This window comes from Kitasatospora sp. A2-31, assembly GCF_022288725.1.
Classification (GTDB): Bacteria; Actinomycetota; Actinomycetes; order Streptomycetales; family Streptomycetaceae; genus Kitasatospora.
Map to the genome: position 1 here is coordinate 195753 of NZ_JAKNTA010000001.1, position 16873 is coordinate 212625.

Here is a 16873-nt window from a genome sequence, read left to right on the forward strand (position 1 = left end):
ACACCACCTCGGCCCAGTGCGGCCCGGGGTCGTCCGCCACCAGCAGCCGCCGCAGGTCCAGCCCGTACCCGGCGGCCGCGGCCAGTCCCAGCTCCGGCAGCCCGACGGCCGCCGCCCACCCGCCGTCCGACTCCCGCACCCCGGCGGCCAGAGCCAGCAGCAGCCCGAGGTCCGCGCCCCCGACGGACACCGCCGTCCCCCGCCGCAGCCCGCCCTCCGGCAGCACCTCCCCCAGCGCCGGCAGCACCGGCAGCAGCCCGCGGCCCCCGCTCCCCTCCCCGCCGCCGAGCGCAGCCGCCGACACCACCGGGCGGAGCGGCTGCCGCTCGGCGGTGGATTCGAAAACGGATTCGAAAACGGGCACACCCCCAGGATCGAACATCCGTTCGCAAAGATTCAAGTCCGACACCTCCACCCCACCCGTCACGCTCCGTGTGCCGCGCCTCGGCGAAGGCGCGTTCTCACTGCATCTCGGCTACCGGCAGGTTCGTCCCACCGGCGCCTGAGCGGGTGGGACTGCGTGTTCGAGCGAGGGGTGCCGGTGCGCCCGTTCCGCCGCCGAAAGGGGCGACGAGAGCTTCGCGGGCTGGTATCCGCCGTGACGACCCGGGACCGCGCCGGTTATGACTCATCGCTCGAACGTGATCGGCCCATCCCCTCGATGCGGACCGCCTTCGTCCGGACTGGCACCACCACGCAGCCCTCAGTTTGGGCGCCCACCGGCTGTTCACAGGCCACGAGCCGGAGGGAAGATAGACGAAGGGAGGGCCCGGCAACCCCCAGGCGGTGGTTCCGATGCCGATCGTCTTCGTCCACGGAGTGGGCAACCATGACGAGCAACAGTTCGAGCTGGACGCGTCGTTCCGGCGCCGCTTCTTCGCCGACTTCCTATTACCGGCGATCGGCGCCGACCCCGAGCAGGGGATGCCGCTCTTCCCGTGGTGGGGACGGGTGGGGGCCCTGCCGAGATGGGGGAGGGTATGCCACCCCGACGCCGCCGAGTACCTGGGGTCCTCGGGGGAGGCGTCTCTTCTCCAGGAACTGGCCGCGGCCGATCCGCCCGCGACCGGTTGGACGGAGAACGTCGTCCTGGACACCGCTCGCGAGAGCGTTGCGGATGCCGTGGACCTGCTGTACAGCGCACTCGATCTGGAGGCTTGTGACGGCGAGGAGCTGAACGAACTGGCCGCCCTTGCGGTCCCGCTGGCCTCGTATTGCGAGAACGACCCCGACGAACTCTTCTGGGAGGACGTGGGCGATGACCTCGATCTGATCACGGCCTTCGTGGAGACCGCCCAGCGCTCCGATCCCGAACTGGAGACATTGGGCGGCGGAGGCCCGTTGGAAGGGGCCCGCAAGCGGCTCCTGGAGGCTGCCGAGACCATGAACAGCGCCTTGGGCGCGCGTCCCACTCGACTGGTAGCCGACGGCCTGCGCCGCCTCACCGATCCTGTCGTACACGACTACCTGGGCGATGTCTTCGCGTACCTCACGCTGCGCGGCACCCGCGATTGCCCCGGGGAGATCGTCAGCATCGTGCTCCACGACCTGCAGCAGGCCGCCGACGCGGCCCCGGACAGGGAACCGCTGGTGGTCGTGGCTCACAGTATGGGCGGCAACATCGTCTACGACATCGCCAGCTATTTCGCCCCGGAGTTGCAGATCGACGTCCTGGTCACGGTGGGCTCGCAACCCGGTCTGTTCGCCGAGTTCTCCGCCTTCCCCGGTGTGCCGAGGGACCTGCCCAAACCCGGCCACGGACGCGTCCCGGCACGTGAGAACGTCCGAACCTGGATCAACGTGGTCGATCGCAGTGACATGCTCAGCTACTCCGCCGAACCGGTCTTCGAGGGGGTCCAGGACGTCCGGTACGAGTCCGGAGCGCTCTGGGCGCACTCGGCCTACTTCAAGCAGCCCAACTTCCACGCCCGGCTGGCGAAGCGCGTGAAGGCGGCGACGACATGACTGCCCACATGATCACGGGCGTCTCCGACCCCTGCATCCACGCTCTGGTGATCGGCGTCGGGGTGTACCAGAATTGCGGCAGGTCGACGCCGCAAGGCGCACCGGGGCGGAAGTTACTCAAAGAGCTTGGATCGCCCCTGACTTGCGCGCCGCTCTCGGCGATCCATGTGGCCCGCCGGCTGATGGAGATGGACTGGACCGCGAGCACCGTCAAGCTCGGCACGATCGAGGTCCTCCTGTCATCGGACTCCGCCGACTGCTGGCCAGCCGATCTGCCTCAACCCTCGCCGAAGCGGGCCCTCTATGACAACGTCCGAACCGCCTGGCGCGAGTGGGTGGACAGGTGCGACCAACACCCGGGGAACATAGCGTTGCTGTATTTCTGCGGGCACGGCTGGGGCGGCTCCTACCTGCTGGTTGAGGACTTCGCGGCGCAGATCAACCAGTGGCAGCGCCATGTGATCGACTTCAACCGGACCCGGCAGTCGATGCAGACGTGCAACGCCCTGACCCAGCACTTCTTCCTCGACATCTGTTCGAACGAGCCCGATGAGCTCCCCGCCATGGAGATCCGCCCGGAGGATCTGCTCGACGACAACCGCCAGGAAGCCAGACGCCGTCTGAAGCGCCGGGAGACGACACCGAACAACCTGGTCCTGCGACCGACTCCCAACGGTTTCAAGAGCGAAGTCCCGGCGAGAAGAGTCACCCGGTTCGCGGACGCGCTGATGAAGACACTCGATGGACTCGGGGCTACCTCCAAGAACAACACGTGGGAGATCCGGAGCAGAGATCTGCCTCCGAGGATGGCCGAGGTGCTCGACTGGTTCTGGCCGCACCTGGGCGCCGGGGACGACCTCACTCAGACACCTGGCGACTACGGCCGCGACACGCTCCTACGCCGGTGCCCGGGCAACCCGATGGTGCCGTTCCGCCTCGAATGTCGTCCCCATTCGGCACGTTCCGACGCGGACTGGGAGCTTGAATGCCTCCTGAGCAATGCCCTGCACCCGCAACCACAGCCCGGCGTTTGGGAAGCCGAGACCGAGGCATCCTCGTACAGAATCACGGCGAACTGGAATGACGGGATCCACGAGCCGGTGACCTTGAAGGCCGTGTCGATCGAGCCTGCCAACACCACGGCCTCCATCGAGTTCGACGCTCTGCCCTCGAACCCGAAGGGCGGGTGAGCCAAGCAAGTGAGCGCCAAGACGACCGGTCCAGAACTGCTGCTCGAACTGCCCGGAGTCGATGCCTGCACGGTGGTCGGCACGGCCGAGATCACCGCCGACGGGACAGGCGCGCGGACCAATGCGGTGGTGAAGAGCGGAGTACCGGTTCGAGTGAAGCTGCCCGCAGAGGTCGGCTACAGCGTCCGCGGCAGGCTGACCAGCGGGGAACGGCTCCACGGCTACGCCGAAGCGGACGGCCGGAGCGTCTGGACACCACTGCCGCTCACCGTCCTGCCCCGTCTGCGGCCGCCGGCCGTACCGGGCGGGCGACGGTTCCCCGGAACTCCGTGGGCGGCCGGCTGGACTTGGGACGTTGAGGTGGGCGAGTTCGTACCGGGCTTCCAGCCCATCGCCCAGCAACACGCCACTGGCACCCTGCTGACCGGCGGCCCCGGGAAGTCCACCAACCTGATCCAGGTCAGCCCCACGGGAGGTCCGGCCAGTTTCGTCCTGCTCCCGGACGAAACGCCGCTCTGGGTCACCGGGGACCGTCTGCAACCCGAGCCGGGGCGCGCCGCGACACTGCTCGACTGCCTGCGCCGGGGCGACCTGTCGGGAGCCGGGGCTGCGGCGGCCGAAGCTCTCGACGGCGGGGACTCGATCGGGGCGTGGTCCCGTCCCGTCCTGCTCGATCTCGCGCTCGGCTACTACCTGCTCGACACTTACGACGACCGGCTGGCCTCCTGGGCGAAGCAACTCGTCGACTGCTACGAGTGGTCGGCAGACGCCCAGGTAGTTCGCGCCGGCGCGCTGCTCCGGAGTCACGGTGACCATGATGAGGAGATCGCCGAACGCTTGGAGGCCGCGGTTGCGTGCGGCCTTCCGGTGATCACCCGCGGGATGCAACTGCTCAACGACAATCTCGACCTGATCTCCGAAGCTGACGCCGGTGCCCGGCAGACTGTGCTGTCGTATGCAATCGGCTCCCAGACCGGAACGGTCTTGACCACCTTCTGGGGCGAGTTCTCGGACTCCCCGCAAAGTACGCCGGTTCTCGGCGAGCGGCCCTGGCATGCCGTGCCGCTCGCCGAGGAGGTCGACCCGGCCCCGTGGTCGTGCCCGATCGCCGGCTCGGTCGGTGACCTCCTCGAACTCCTCTCCCTGTGGTCCCGGCAACCTGCCTCCCACCCCGTCCTCGTCGGCCTCCACTCGCAGCTGGAGGACTGTCTGAAGCTGGCATCCCGCCTCTCGCTGGCCGGAACCGCGCGCGAAGTGACGCGCCTGAGTGCCCTCCTCGGAGAGTCTCTGCAGCAGGCTGAGCGCCATGTCTTCGCCTGGGCCGCCGGGCTCGCGGTGGCCCAGACGACGATGGACCGCTCGACCGCGTCGGCGCTACGGAACGAACCCGGCCAAAGCGCGTACCAGCAGGTGGGAGCGGCGTTGGAAGGAGCCCGCGGCCGGCTGCGGATGCATGTGCCCACCGTCGACCGCGCCGAGTCCGTGGAGCACGCACTGGCATCGGCAGTCGGCGACACCAACACGTTCGCCGCCAACCTCGCAGCCGATGTCCTCGGCGCGGTAACCGCGCTGCGGCGCGCAGACCTCGCTGCCGGTGGGCATGAACGACCTAGTGCCGCCCCCCGGGCGGCGGTCTCCGCCGGGACTGCCTGGGTGGTGGGCCTCCACGCCCGGGACGGACGCCAAACGGGGACGGGCTGAGAGCAGGGCCGGCCCGACAGCCGAGTCGGAGGCAAGCCGGCCGGCCTCAGTGCCCTGTTCGACTCTCAGTCAGATCACTAGAACTCCGCTGGTTCAAGACCTCTGCGCCGCGCCCGCCCCGCTACAGGTGCGGACCGTCTGCGCGGCGGGGAAATGTATGGAGTCGGCCGGTGGGGGGCCCGTACGATCGGGGGCGAGCGCGCGAAAACACGGTCCGGTCGGTAGTCCGGACGCCGCCGGCCCCGAGCCGGCGGTCAGTAACCTCCCTCCCAGGGTGTCCGGCGCGTTCCTCCCGGCGCGCAAACCGCGCGCGGGGCGTGGCACGACCATGGGAGGACGCACCATGCCGAGCACGTTCAGCGTGTTCTTCGACGACCCGTTCTGGGTCGGGGTGCTGGAAGTCTCAGCACCCGGCGGAGTACGCGCGGCACGCCATGTCTTCGGCGCCGAACCCGGCAACGCGGAGTTGCTGGACTTCGTCCGCCGGGACTTCGGCCGGCTGCTGGACGCCGCGTTCGCCGCACCCGCGGTGGCCGTCGAGCGGCGGGCCCGACAGCGGGCGGTGAACCCCAAGCGGCTCGCCCGGCAGGCCGCGAAGGAGCAGGCGGCCCGGCCGCTGAGCAGCGCGGCCGAGGAGGCGCTGGCGCGGGCGCACGAGGCGGCCGGTCACCTGAACCGCGCGGCGGCCAAGCGGCGTGCCGCCGACACCGCCCGCGAGCGGCGGGAACTGTCCCGGCGTCAGGCCCGGGAGCGGCACCGGGGCCGGTAGCCCCCCGGCGGCGGGGCGGGGCCCCGCCGCCGTCAGGCGGGCGGCGGGGTGCTGCCGGCGGCGGCCGTCAGCCGGGCGGCGCGCAGGCTGAGGTGGTGGCGCTCGGGCAGGCTGGCGGTGCGGCGGGCGGCGGCCCGGTAGTCGGCGACGGCGGCCTCCCGCTCCCCCGCCAGCTCGTGCAGGTGGGCGCGGACCGCGTACAGCCGGTGGTGGTCGGCCAGGCCCGGGGGGACGTCGGCGAGCAGCGCCAGCCCGGCGGCCGGGCCGTCCACCATGGCGGTCGCCACCGCCCGGTTCAGGGTGATCAGCGGATTGTCGGAGATCCGGGCCAGCACCCCGTACAGGGCGAGGATCTGCGGCCAGTCGGTCTCCTCCGCGGTCGGGGCCTCGTCGTGGACGGCCGCGATGGCCGCCTGCACCTGGTACGGCCCGACCGGTCCGCGCGGCAGGGCGGCCGTGATCAACGCGACGCCCTCGGCGATCGCGGCGGCGTCCCAGCGGCCGCGGTCCTGCTCGGCCAGCGGGACGAGCTCGCCGTCCGGGCCGGTCCGGGCCGGTCCGCGGGCCTCGTTGAGCAGCATCAGCGCGAGCAGCCCGGCCACCTCGCTGTCGTCGGGGAGCTGGGCGCGGACGGCGCGGGTGAGCCGGATCGCCTCCCGGGAGAGCTCGACGCGCCGCAGCTCCGGGCCCGCGCTGCCGGCGTAGCCCTCGTTGAAGATCAGGTAGAGGACGTGCAGCACGGCGTCCAGTCGGGCCGGCCACTCGGCGGCGTCGGGCATCCGGAACGGCACGCCGGAGGACTTGATCCGCTGCTTGGCCCGGCTGATCCGCTGGCCCATGGTCGCCTCCGGGACCATGAACGCGCGGGCGATCTCCCCGGTGGTCAGCCCGCCCACCGAGCGGAGGGTGAGCGCGATCGCCGAGGCGGGCGAGAGGGCGGGGTGGCAGCAGAGGAAGAGCAGGGCGAGGGTGTCGTCGCGCCCCGCGGGGTCGTCCTCGTCGGCGGGCGCCGCGGTGCGCCGGTCGGCCGGCAGCTGCCCGGCCACGAGGTCCTCGCGCCGGCGGCGGGCCTGCTCGCTGCGGACCTGCTCGGTCATCCGGCGCACCGCGACCTGGATCAGCCACCCCCGCGGGTTGCGCGGCAGCCCCTCCTCCGGCCACTGGCGGGCGGCGTCCAGCAGCGCCTCCTGGACGGCGTCCTCGGCGGTGCCGAAGTCCCCGTAGCGGCGGGTGAGCACGCCGACGACCTGCGGCGCGAGGGCGCGCAGCAGGTCGTCGATCCGCTCGGCGGGTGCGGTCACTGCTCGGTGGGCGGCGCCGACATCACCTGGCGCACCTCGATCGGCATGTTCAGCGGCGCCCCGCCCGGGCCGGGCGCGGCGGAGACGGCCGCGGCGATCTCGACCGCGCGCTCGTCCCGGTCGCAGTCCACGATCCACCAGCCGGCCACCCACTCCTTGGTCTCCGGGAACGGCCCCTCGGTGACCACCGGCGCGCCGCCGCTGTGCGACCGGACGATCCGGGCGGTCTCCGGCATCGCCAGCCCCTGGGCGTCCACCAGCTCCCCCGCCGCGGCGAGCTCGGTGTTGGTGTCCTTCATGAAGCGGATGTGCGCCTCGATCTCCTCGGGCTTCCACTCGTCGATCGGGGGGAAGTCGGTACCGGCCTCGCTGAACTGCATCAGCAGCATGTACTTCATGGTCCTGCGCCTCTTCTCGTCTCGTCGGGGGCACCCGGTGGGGCGCCTCTCACGGGTAGGTAGAAGCACGCCCCGCGATTTCGACGTCCTCGGCGGGGAATCTTCGAGAAAGTTAGCGGGATCCCGGCGGCGCCCGCGCACCGACGCCCCGGCCCGACCGCCCTCGCCGGTCCCGGCCGCCCCCGGCCGCGCCCTGCGGACCGCGTTGACCGGCCCCTGACCTGCCCCTAAGGTCGGCCTGTGCAGCGATACGACTGGCTGAAGCGGATTCAGCGCCTGGACCCGGAGACCGAGTTCACCGAGATCTACCGGATCAGCAGCTGGTACGAGTTCCCCTGGGACACCACCCAGTCGCTCGGCTTCGCGCTCTACCGCACCTACGCGGTGCCCAGCATCGGCCGGCTGCTCGCCCGGACCGGCGAGTTCACGCTGCGCGCGCAGAAGCGGTACGACGACACGGTGCTGATCCTGGAGGCCGTGATCGAGCACGGCTTCGCCTCCGAGCAGGGCCGGGAGGCGATCCGGCGGATGAACCAGATGCACCGCCGCTACGACATCTCCAACGACGACTTCCTGTACGTCCTGGCCACCTTCGTCGTGGTCCCCAAGCGCTGGCTGGACGACTACGGCTGGCGCCCCTACTCGCCGCACGAGGTCCGGGCCACCACCAACTACTACCGGGAGCTCGGCCGCCACATGGGCCTGAGCGGCATCCCGGGGACCTTCGAGGAGTTCGAGCGGCTGCTCGACGACTACGAGCGCGCCCACTTCGGCTTCGACGAGGGCGGCCGCGACGTCTCGGACGCCACCCTCGGCCTGATGGCCTCCTGGTACCCCACCCCGGTGCGCCCCGCGATGCGCACCTCCTCCCTCTGCCTGCTCGACGACCCGCTGCGCGAGGCCTTCGGCTACCCCGCGCCCCCGGCCGCGCTGCGGCGCGCCGTCCGCGCCGGCATGCGGATGCGCGGGCGCCTCGTCCGCCTGCTGCCACCGCGCCGCCGACCGCACCTGGCGCGGGACGGCCGGCAGGTCCGCAGCTACCCCGGTTACCCGTACGGCTACCGGATCGGCGACCTGGGCACCTTCGAGGACGGCGGTGCGCCGAAGCCGTCCGGCTGCCCCTTCCCGCACGCCGCGGCCCGGCCGGAGGCCCGCCCCGAGGCGCCCGCCGAGGACTGACACCCCGGCCCGCCGCGCGGCCACGTGCCCGGCCGGGGCGGCCGATCGCCCCACGCCCGCGGCACGGCGGTGCCAGAATCGTCCGGTACGAACGGATCGAGGGGGCGGTGGTCATGACCGGGACCGGGGGCGGGGCGCCGGGGGCGCGCGAGCTGTACGCGGCGTTCGCGGAACGGGAGGCCCGGGGGCATTCCCCGAGCTACCGGGAGCTCGCTGCACGGGCTTCCGCGGACGCCGGGTTGATGGAGCTGGTGGGCGGGCTTCCGGCCGGCAAGCAGCAGCCCAACCTGCTGTTCGGCGCCGTCCGCCACCTCGGCGGGCCGACCGGCGGCGGCTACCCGGCTTTCCGCGCCTGGGTGTCGGGGCACTGGGACCGGGTCCGCGCCACGGTCCTGGCGCGCCGGACGCAGACCAACGAGCCCGGGCGCTGCGCGACCCTCCTGCCGCTGCTGGCGGCCCTGCCGCAGCCGCTCGCCCTGATCGAGGTGGGCGCGTCGGCGGGGCTCTGCCTCCATCCCGACCGGTACCGCTACCGGTACGACGGCGGCGCGGAATTCGGCGACCCCCGGAGCCCGGTGGTGCTGGACTGCGCCACCAGCGGTCCCGTGCCGCTCCCGGACCGGCTGCCGGAGGTGGCCTGGCGGGCGGGCATCGATCTCGATCCGCTGGACGTCCGGGACGAGGACGACGTGCGCTGGCTGGAGTCCCTGGTCTGGCCGGAGCAGACCCGGCGGCTGGAGCGGCTGCGCGGCGCCGTCCAGGTCGCTCGCGCCGAGCCGCCGGAGCTGGTCCGCGGCGACCTCAACGAGGCGGTCCGCGGCCTCGTGGCGCGGGCGCCCGCGGGGGCGACGCCGGTGGTGTTCCACAGCGCGGTGCTCAGCTACCTGGAGCCGGACGGCGTGGAGCGGTTCGCCACGACCGTGCGCGCCCTGCCCGGCCACTGGATCTCCAACGAGGCGCCCACCGTGCTGCCCGAGGTGGCCGGCCGGCTGCGTCCCGGGCAGGTGCCGGCCGACCGGACGGTGTTCGTACTCGCCCTGGACGGTGAGCCGGTGGCCCTGACCGGCCCGCACGGACAGTCGCTGGACTGGTTCGGCGGCCCCGGCGGGTCGGCCGAGGACTGACCCCCCGGCGGGCCGGGCGGCCCTCCCGGGGTCGCGCCGCCGCCCGCCCGGACGGTGCCCCGCCGCCCACCGGGCCGGTGTCGGTGGACGGCGGGACGCCGGGGCCGCGCGTCAGCGGGAGCCGGAGTCGACCAGCTCGGGGTGGTGGCGGCGGGTGACCTCGGGGTGGGCCCGGGTGTAGCCCTTCCACTCGTTCAGACCGAATTCCGCGAAGAGCGGGTTGGCCGGGTCCTCGGTGGCGCCGGGGGCGTGGTGGGCGAAGGGGAAGTCCAGCGGCTCGATGTGCGCGTCGAGCCGCGGGTTGTAGAAGAACGGGACGGAGAAGCGCTCGCGGGCACCGGGCGGGCTGACCACGCGGTGGCTGGTGGCCTTGAGGTAGCCGTCGGTGGCGACCTCCAGCAGCTCGCCGAGGTTGACCACGAAGGCCCCCTCCATCGGCGGCACCTCCAGGAAGCCGCCGTCGGGGCGCTCCACCTGGAGGCCGCCGACGGTGTCCTGGAGCAGGAGGGTGATGAAACCGTAGTCCTTGTGCGCGCCGACGCCCTGGCCCGCGCCGTCCGGAGCGGTGCCCGGGTAGCGGACCAGCTTCAGCCGCAGGTGCGGGTGGCCGGCGAAGGCGTAGTCGTAGAAGTCGGGACGGGCCCCGATGGCGGCCAGGAGCTCGTGCAGCAGCCGCGCGGCGACGCCGCCGAGGCGGTCGATCCAGCCGAGCGCGGCGGTCCGCAGCTCCGGCAGCGCCGCGGGCCACTGGTTCGGGCCCTCCAGCCACCAGTACGGCGGCTCGCCCCCGGCCGGGACGTGCGGGGGCAGCTCGGCACCGATGTCGAGCTGGTCGCGCCAGTCCTGGCTGCCACCGGTGCGCTCGTCGCCGGTGCGGGTGTAGCCGCGGTAGTGCGGGGAGTTGAGGTTGCTCACGGCGAGCCGGTCGGCCTCCGGGAGGGCGAAGAAGGCCCGCATCGCGTCGGTGAGCGCGGCCGTCTCGGCCGGGGTGACGCCGTGGCCGACGAGCTGGAAGAAGCCGACGCCGGTGGCCGCGGCCCGCAGCTCGTCGTGCAGGCGGCGCCGGTCGTCGGGGCTGCCGTCGGCGAGCGAGAGGTCGATCACCGGCAGGGTGCCCGGGGAGGCGGTCGGCGCGGCGGTGGGGGTGCTGGAGGTGGACTGCTGCTGCGTCATGGGTGACATCCGCTGGGTCTCGTCCCGACCGGTTCCGGTGGTGACCGGTGGCGCCGGGGCCGCGCCTGGTGCGGCGGGTGCCCGGGGTCGGGAGGGGGAACGCGGCCTGGCGGGGCCGCGCATGAGGGTGAGGGCGCGAGGTTCAGCCAGAGCGTCGACAGGACATGCTCGTCACGCGGAGCAGGTCCACGTGGCGGCGGCGAACAAGGATGAGCACGTCACCAGCCTAGATGACGGTCGTACCGGCACGGACCCCCGGTGGGGGATGAATTGTCGTGAGCAGGTCATACGAGTGGGCGTCGACGCCCTGACGCACCCGGCCGCACCCCCGGGCAGGCCGCCCGCCACGGGTGGACCGGCGTCCCCGCGCACTGTCACACTGCTGCTGTCACAGCACGGGTGCGACGGGCGCGGAGGGCGGCACGGATGTCGGAAGTGGCGGCGGAGGTCCGGCTCACCGTGGACGAGCTGGCCGCACGGGCCGGGGTGACCGTCCGCACGGTGCGCTTCTACGGGACGAAGGGCCTGCTGCCGCCGCCGGAGCTGGGCCCGCGCCGGGTCGGCCTCTACGGGGCCGCCCACCTGGACCGGCTCGGGCTGATCGAGGAGCTGCAGCGCCAGGGGCTCACCCTGGCGGCCATCGAGCGCTACCTGGCCCGCCTCCCGCAGGACAGCACCCCGATGGACCTGGCGATCCACCGGGCGCTGGTCGCGTCCTGGACGCCGGAGGCGCCGGAGGCGGTGGACCGCGCCCAGCTGGAGCGGCGGGTCGGCCGGGCACTGTCCGAGGAGCAGCTGGACCGGCTGGCCGCGATGGGCGCCCTGGAACGCACGGCGGATCCGGAGGCGTTCCGGGTGGACCCGGGGCTGCTGCCGCTCGGGGCGCGGATCCTCGACGTGCCGATCCCGCTGGAGACGCTGCTGGCGGCGCGGGCCGTGCTGCTGGAGCACAGCCGGGCGACGGCGCACGAGCTGCACCGGCTGTTCCGCGAGACGGTGTGGCGGCCCTACCGGGAGAGCGAGCCGGAGCCGGCCGAGCTGGCCCGGATGAAGGACCTGGCCGGCCACATCCAGCCGATGGTGGCGCAGGCGCTGGTGACGGCGTTCCAGCGCTCGCTCCGGGAGGAGCTGGGCGAGGCCGCCCGCGGCACGGACTCGCCCAGCACACCGGAGGACCGACGTAACGTCAGTCCTTGAAGGTCCGCCCCTCGGCGGCGATCCGCTCCAGCATCGCGGGCGGCGCGAACCGCTCGCCGTAGGCGGCGGCGAGCTCGCGGGCGCGGGCCGCGAAGCCGGCCGGGCCACCCGGGTAGCCGTTGACGTACTGGAAGACGCCGCCGGTCCAGGCCGGGAAGCCGATGCCGAGGATGGAGCCGACGTTGCCGTCGGCGACCGAGGTCAGCACCCCCTCCTCCAGGCAGCGGACCGAGTCCAGCGCCTCGCTGAACAGCATCCGCTCCTTGAGGTCCTCGAACGGGACGTCGAGGTCGGACCGGGTGAAGTGCTCGCGCAGGCCCGGCCAGAGCCGACCGCGCCGGCCGTCCTCGCCGTACTCGTAGAAGCCGGCGCCGCCGCTGCGGCCGGGGCGGCCGAACTCGTCGACCATCCGGTCCACCACCGCGTCGGCCGGGTGGGCGGTCCAGGTCCCGCCGGCCGACTCGGCCGCGCGCCGGTACTCGTTGCGGATCTTGCGCGGCAGGGTGAGCGTCAGCTCGTCGAGCAGCGAGAGCACCTTGGCCGGGTAGCCGGCCTGGGCGGCGGCCTGCTCGACGCTGGCCGGGTCGACGCCCTCGCCGACCATCGCCACGCCCTCGTTGATGAACTGGCCGATCACCCGGGAGGTGAAGAAGCCCCGGGAGTCGTTCACCACGATCGGGGTGCGGTCGATCTGGCGGACCAGGTCGAAGGCCCGGGCCAGCGCCTCGTCACCGGTCTGCGGGCCGCGGATGATCTCCACCAGCCGCATCTTGTCCACCGGCGAGAAGAAGTGCAGGCCGATGAAGTCGGCGGTGCGCTCGACGCCCTCGGCGAGCAGGCCGATCGGCAGGGTGGAGGTGTTGGAGCAGAGCAGCGCGTCCGGCGCCACCACGCCCTGGACCTCCTGGAACACCTTCTGCTTGAGCTCGGGGTTCTCGAAGACGGCCTCGATCACCGCGTCGCACCCGGCCAGGTCGGCGGGCTCGGCGGTGGGGGTGATCCGGGCCAGCAGTTCGTCGCGCTGCGCCTCGGTGGAGCGGCCCCGCGCCACCGCCTTGTCCAGCAGCCCGGCGGAGTAGGCCTTGCCGCGCTCGGCGGCCTCGGCGGTGACGTCCTTGAGCACCACCTCGATGCCCGCCCTGGCGCAGGTGTAGGCGATGCCCGCGCCCATCATCCCGGCGCCGAGCACGGCGACCCGGCGGACCGCCCGCTTCTCGATCTCCTTCGGGCGCCCGGCACCGGAGTTGACCGCCTGCATGTCGAAGAAGAGCGCCTGGATCATGTTCTTGCTGGTCTGCCCGCAGGCCAGCTCGGTGAAGTAGCGGGCCTCGATCACCATCGCGGTGTCGACGTCGACCTGGGCGCTCTCCACCGCGGCCGCGAGCACGTTGCGCGGTGCCGGGTAGGGGGCGCCGGCCAGCTGCTTGCGCAGGTTGGCCGGGAAGGCGGGCAGGTTGGCCGCGAACGCCGGAGTGGCCGGGGTGCCGCCCGGGATCCGGTAGCCCTTGACGTCCCAGGGCTGGACGGCGGTCGGGTTGGCCCCGATCCAGGCCCGGGCCCGGGCGGTCAGCTCCTCGGGGGTGTCGACCAGCTCGTGCACCAGGCCGTGCTCGAGTGCCTGGGCCGGCCGGTACTGGCGGCCCTGGAGGAGCACCTTCAGCAGGGCGTCGGTGATGCCGAAGAGCCGGACGGTGCGGACCACGCCGCCGCCGCCCGGCAGCAGGCCGAGGGTGACCTCGGGCAGGCCGATCCGGCTGGCCGGGGTGTCCAGGGCGATCCGGTGGTGGCAGGCGAGCGCGATCTCCAGGCCTCCGCCGAGCGCGCTGCCGTTGAGGGCGGCGACCACGGGCTTGCCGAGGGTCTCCAGCGTGCGCAGGGCGCGCTTGATCCGCATCGACTTCTCGAAGACGGCGGCGGCGTCCTCGGGCCGGGCGGCCGAGAGCATCCGCAGGTCGCCGCCGGCGAAGAAGGTCTTCTTCGCCGAGGTGACGACCACGCCCCGCAGCTCGTCGCCGAGGCCGGCCAGCCGCTCCACGGTGGCCTCGAAGTCGGCCGTGAAGGCCTCGTTCATGGTGTTGACGGACTGGGTGGGGTCGTCGAGGACGAGGGTGACCACGCCGTCCTGGTCCTGCTCCCAGCGGATGGTGGTGGTGTCGCTCATGAGGTTCGGGTCTCCAGAAGGGGCCGGGGAGGGAGGTGCCGGGGCGGGATCAGATGCGTTCGACGACGGTGGCGATGCCCATGCCGCCGCCGACGCAGAGGGTGGCCAGGCCGTACCGCAGGTCGCGCCGCTCCAGCTCGTCGATCAGGGTGCCGAGGATCATCGCGCCGGTCGCGCCGAGCGGGTGGCCGAGGGCGATCGCGCCGCCGTTGACGTTGACCTGGTCGGGCCGGAAGCCCATCTCGCGGACGAACCGGAGGACGACGGCGGCGAAGGCCTCGTTGATCTCGACCAGGTCGATGTCGGCGGCCGTCAGCCCGGCCTTGGCGAGCGCCTTGCGGGTGGCGGGGGCCGGGCCGGTCAGCATGATGGTGGGCTCGGAGCCGGACACCGCCGCGGAGACGATCCGGGCGCGCGGGCGCAGGCCGTAGCGCTCGCCGATCCCGCGGTTGCCGATGGCGACCAGGGCCGCGCCGTCCACGATCCCGGAGGAGTTGCCGGCGTGGTGGACGTGGTCGATCTCCTCGACCCAGTGGTACTTCTGCAGGGCGACGGCGTCGAAGCCGCCCGCGTCGCCGATGGCGGCGAAGGAGGGCTTGAGGCCGGCCAGGCTCTCCACGGTGGTGCCGGGGCGGATGAACTCGTCGCGGTCCAGCACCACCAGGCCGTTGCGGTCGAGGACCGGCACGACCGAGCGGTCGAAGAGGCCGTCCGCCTGGGCCTTGGCGGCGCGGGCCTGGGACTCGGCGGCGAAGGCGTCCACGTCGGTGCGGCTGAAGCCCTCGACGGTGGCGATCAGGTCGGCGCCGACGCCCTGCGGGATGAAGTGGGTCTCGTAGGCGGTCATCGGGTCGGCGAACCAGGCGCCGCCGTCGGAGCCCATCTTCACCCGGGACATCGACTCGACGCCGCCGGCCAGGATGAGGTCCTCCCAACCCGAACGGACCTTGGCGGCGGCCAGGTTGACGGCCTCCAGGCCGGAGGCGCAGAACCGGTTCTCCTGGACGCCGGCCACCGTGTCGGGCAGGCCGGCCGCGATCGCGGCGACCCGGGCGATGTCGGAACCCTGGTCGCCGATCGGGCTGACCACGCCGAGCACGATGTCGTCCACCGCGGCCGGGTCGAGGTCCGGGAAGCGGCGGCGCAGTTCGTGGATCAGGCCGACGACCAGGTCGATCGGCTTGGTGCCGTGCAGCGAGCCGGTGGCCTTGCCCCGGCCGCGCGGGGTGCGGATCGCGTCGTAGACGTACGCTTCGGTGGTCACGGTGGAGAGCCTTTCGGGGTCTGGCCCGGTTGTTCGGGGCCTGGCCTGGTGGGAGTGCCGGTGGGGCCGGGTCGGGGAGTGCCGGCGGGGCCGGGTCGGGAGCGGTCAGTCGAGGAGGGAGCGGCCGACGATCTCCTTCATGATCTCGGTGGTCCCGCCGTAGATGGTCTGGATGCGGCCGTCGGTGAACGCCCGGGCGACCGGGTACTCGGCCATGTACCCGTAGCCGCCGTGGAGCTGGAGGCAGCGGTCGGCGGTGCGCTTCTGCAGCTCGGTGGCCCACCACTTGGCCATCGAGGCGTCCGCCGGGGTGAGCGCGTAGCGGTTGTGCTCGGTGATGCAGCGGTCCACGAAGGCGCGGGTGACGGCGCACTCGGTGGCGAGCTCGGCGATCTCGAAGCGGACGTGCTGGAGCTTGGCGAGCGGCCGCCCGAACGCCTCGCGCTGCTTGACGTACCCGGTGGTGAGCTCCACCAGGTGCTCGGCGCCGGCGATCGCGGAGGCGGCGATGGTGAGCCGCTCCTGGGCGAGGTTCTGCATCAGGTACACGAAGCCCTGGTGCTCCTCGCCGAGCAGGTTCTCCTTGGGGACGCGGACGTCCTCGAAGAAGAGCTCGGCGGTGTCCTGGGCCTTCTGCCCGATCTTGTCGAGGTTGCGGCCGCGCTCGAAGCCGGGCATGCCGCGCTCGACCACCAGCAGGCTGAGCCCGCGCGCGCCGCCCTCGGGGGTGGTGCGGGCGACCACGACCACCAGGTCGGAGAGGATGCCGTTGGAGATGAAGGTCTTGGCGCCGTTGAGCAGGTAGTGGTCGCCCCGGTCGACCGCGTGGGTGCGGATGCCCTGGAGGTCGGAGCCGGTGCCGGGCTCGGTCATCGCGATGGCGGTGACCAGCTCCCCGCTGCAGAAGCCGGGCAGCCAGCGGCGCTTCTGCTCCTCGGTGGCGAGCGAGGTGAGGTACGGGCCGATGATGTCGTTGTGCAGGCCGATCGCCAGGCCGGCGGCGCCGGCGCGGGCGAACTCCTCGGCCAGCACGGCCGCGTAGCGGAAGTCGGCACTGCCACCGCCGCCGTACTCCTCCGGGACGGCGATCCCGAGCAGGCCCTGCCGGCCGGCCGCGAGCCAGGCCGAGCGGTCCACGATGCCGGCCCGCTCCCAGCGGTCGTAGTGCGGCAGCACCTCCTTGGCGAGGAAGGCCCGGACGGTCGCCCGGAAGTCCTCGTGCTCCTCGGTGTAGATGTCGCGTTGCACGGCGCTCTCCTTGTCGGGCCTTATCGGGCCGCGGCGTCCGGGGACGGCGGGGCGGGCGGGGTGTTCCGGAGGGGCCCGGCAGCGGGCGGCGCGGCAGGCGCGGCAGGCCCGGCGGCGGGCCGCGCAGCCGGGCCCGGTGCGGCGGCGGGCGCGCCCGGCGGGTGGGCCAGGGCCGGCAGGCCCCAGTCGCGGGCGACCTCGGC

General features: G+C 73.0%; 14 protein-coding genes and 1 pseudogene. 7 read left to right on the forward strand and 8 right to left on the reverse strand.

Annotation, left to right across the window (positions count from 1 at the left end; genetic code table 11):
• A pseudogene (locus tag MCM47_RS00910) lies at positions 1–364 on the reverse strand (hypothetical protein); the annotation flags it as partial.
• A 431-nt stretch (positions 365–795) separates the two neighbouring features.
• Between MCM47_RS00910 and MCM47_RS00915 the strand changes: the two are divergent.
• The 4 genes from MCM47_RS00915 (at position 796) to MCM47_RS00930 (ending at position 5625) form a co-directional block, all read left to right on the forward strand.
• The gene (locus MCM47_RS00915) at positions 796–1965 is read left to right on the forward strand and encodes a hypothetical protein (RefSeq protein ID WP_238739996.1); all 1170 of its coding nucleotides are present in this window, start codon (positions 796–798) and stop codon (positions 1963–1965) included.
• On the forward strand, positions 1962–3155 hold the full coding sequence (locus MCM47_RS00920; RefSeq protein WP_238739997.1) for a hypothetical protein: 1194 nt from the start codon (positions 1962–1964) through the stop codon (positions 3153–3155). The genes MCM47_RS00915 and MCM47_RS00920 overlap by 4 nt, the downstream gene beginning before the upstream one ends.
• A 9-nt stretch (positions 3156–3164) precedes the next feature.
• Positions 3165–4856: a hypothetical protein gene (locus MCM47_RS00925; RefSeq protein ID WP_238739998.1), complete on the forward strand. Its 1692-nt coding sequence runs from the start codon at positions 3165–3167 to the stop codon at positions 4854–4856.
• A gap of 343 nt (positions 4857–5199) precedes the next feature.
• Positions 5200–5625 (forward strand): YjdF family protein, encoded by a 426-nt coding sequence (locus MCM47_RS00930; protein WP_238739999.1) that lies wholly within the window; start codon positions 5200–5202, stop codon positions 5623–5625.
• 32 nt (positions 5626–5657) lie between these two features.
• Here MCM47_RS00930 and MCM47_RS00935 read toward each other — a convergent pair whose 3' ends face one another.
• Positions 5658–6926, reverse strand: a complete 1269-nt coding sequence (locus MCM47_RS00935; RefSeq protein WP_238740000.1) for an RNA polymerase sigma factor — start codon at positions 6924–6926, stop codon at positions 5658–5660.
• Entirely contained in the window at positions 6923–7324 is a 402-nt protein-coding gene (locus MCM47_RS00940; protein ID WP_238740001.1) for a YciI family protein, read from the reverse strand. The genes MCM47_RS00935 and MCM47_RS00940 overlap by 4 nt, the downstream gene beginning before the upstream one ends.
• A 240-nt stretch (positions 7325–7564) precedes the next feature.
• On the opposite strand from MCM47_RS00940, the gene MCM47_RS00945 reads away from it, so the two are divergent.
• Positions 7565–8503 carry an oxygenase MpaB family protein gene (locus MCM47_RS00945; protein WP_238740002.1) on the forward strand — a complete coding sequence of 313 codons (939 nt, stop codon included), beginning with the start codon at positions 7565–7567 and terminating at the stop codon, positions 8501–8503.
• Between the two features lie 113 nt (positions 8504–8616).
• The gene (locus MCM47_RS00950; protein WP_238740003.1) at positions 8617–9627 is read left to right on the forward strand and encodes a DUF2332 domain-containing protein; all 1011 of its coding nucleotides are present in this window, start codon (positions 8617–8619) and stop codon (positions 9625–9627) included.
• A 111-nt stretch (positions 9628–9738) separates the two neighbouring features.
• Here the strand turns inward: MCM47_RS00950 and MCM47_RS00960 are convergent, their stop codons facing one another.
• The gene (locus tag MCM47_RS00960) at positions 9739–10800 is read right to left on the reverse strand and encodes an isopenicillin N synthase family oxygenase (protein ID WP_238740004.1); all 1062 of its coding nucleotides are present in this window, start codon (positions 10798–10800) and stop codon (positions 9739–9741) included.
• 426 nt (positions 10801–11226) lie between these two features.
• Between MCM47_RS00960 and MCM47_RS00965 the strand changes: the two genes are divergently transcribed.
• Positions 11227–11997 carry a MerR family transcriptional regulator gene (locus MCM47_RS00965; protein ID WP_238740005.1) on the forward strand — a complete coding sequence of 257 codons (771 nt, stop codon included), beginning with the start codon at positions 11227–11229 and terminating at the stop codon, positions 11995–11997.
• Here the strand turns inward: MCM47_RS00965 and MCM47_RS00970 are convergent.
• The 4 genes from MCM47_RS00970 to MCM47_RS00985 all read right to left on the reverse strand — a co-directional run.
• A complete protein-coding gene (locus MCM47_RS00970) occupies positions 11987–14158 on the reverse strand; it encodes a 3-hydroxyacyl-CoA dehydrogenase NAD-binding domain-containing protein (protein WP_238740006.1) in 2172 nt (723 codons plus the stop codon). The two genes, MCM47_RS00965 and MCM47_RS00970, sit on opposite strands and share 11 nt — an antisense overlap.
• 49 nt (positions 14159–14207) lie before the next feature.
• Positions 14208–15422 (reverse strand): acetyl-CoA C-acetyltransferase, encoded by a 1215-nt coding sequence (locus tag MCM47_RS00975; protein WP_238740007.1) that lies wholly within the window; start codon positions 15420–15422, stop codon positions 14208–14210.
• 105 nt (positions 15423–15527) lie between these two features.
• Entirely contained in the window at positions 15528–16670 is a 1143-nt protein-coding gene (locus MCM47_RS00980) for an acyl-CoA dehydrogenase family protein (protein ID WP_238740008.1), read from the reverse strand.
• Positions 16671–16690: 20 nt separating this feature from the next.
• On the reverse strand, positions 16691–16873 hold a 183-nt coding region (locus MCM47_RS00985), incomplete at its 5' end, for a hypothetical protein (protein ID WP_238740009.1).

Coding starts and splice junctions, on each gene's coding strand:
- MCM47_RS00915 (WP_238739996.1), top strand. CDS start 796: ATGCCGATCGTCTTCGTCCACGGAGTGGGCAACCATGACGAGCAACAG.
- MCM47_RS00920 (WP_238739997.1), top strand. CDS start 1,962: ATGACTGCCCACATGATCACGGGCGTCTCCGACCCCTGCATCCACGCT.
- MCM47_RS00930 (WP_238739999.1), top strand. CDS start 5,200: ATGCCGAGCACGTTCAGCGTGTTCTTCGACGACCCGTTCTGGGTCGGG.
- MCM47_RS00940 (WP_238740001.1), bottom strand. CDS start 7,324: ATGAAGTACATGCTGCTGATGCAGTTCAGCGAGGCCGGTACCGACTTC.
- MCM47_RS00950 (WP_238740003.1), top strand. CDS start 8,617: ATGACCGGGACCGGGGGCGGGGCGCCGGGGGCGCGCGAGCTGTACGCG.
- MCM47_RS00960 (WP_238740004.1), bottom strand. CDS start 10,800: ATGACGCAGCAGCAGTCCACCTCCAGCACCCCCACCGCCGCGCCGACC.
- MCM47_RS00965 (WP_238740005.1), top strand. CDS start 11,227: ATGTCGGAAGTGGCGGCGGAGGTCCGGCTCACCGTGGACGAGCTGGCC.
- MCM47_RS00970 (WP_238740006.1), bottom strand. CDS start 14,158: ATGAGCGACACCACCACCATCCGCTGGGAGCAGGACCAGGACGGCGTG.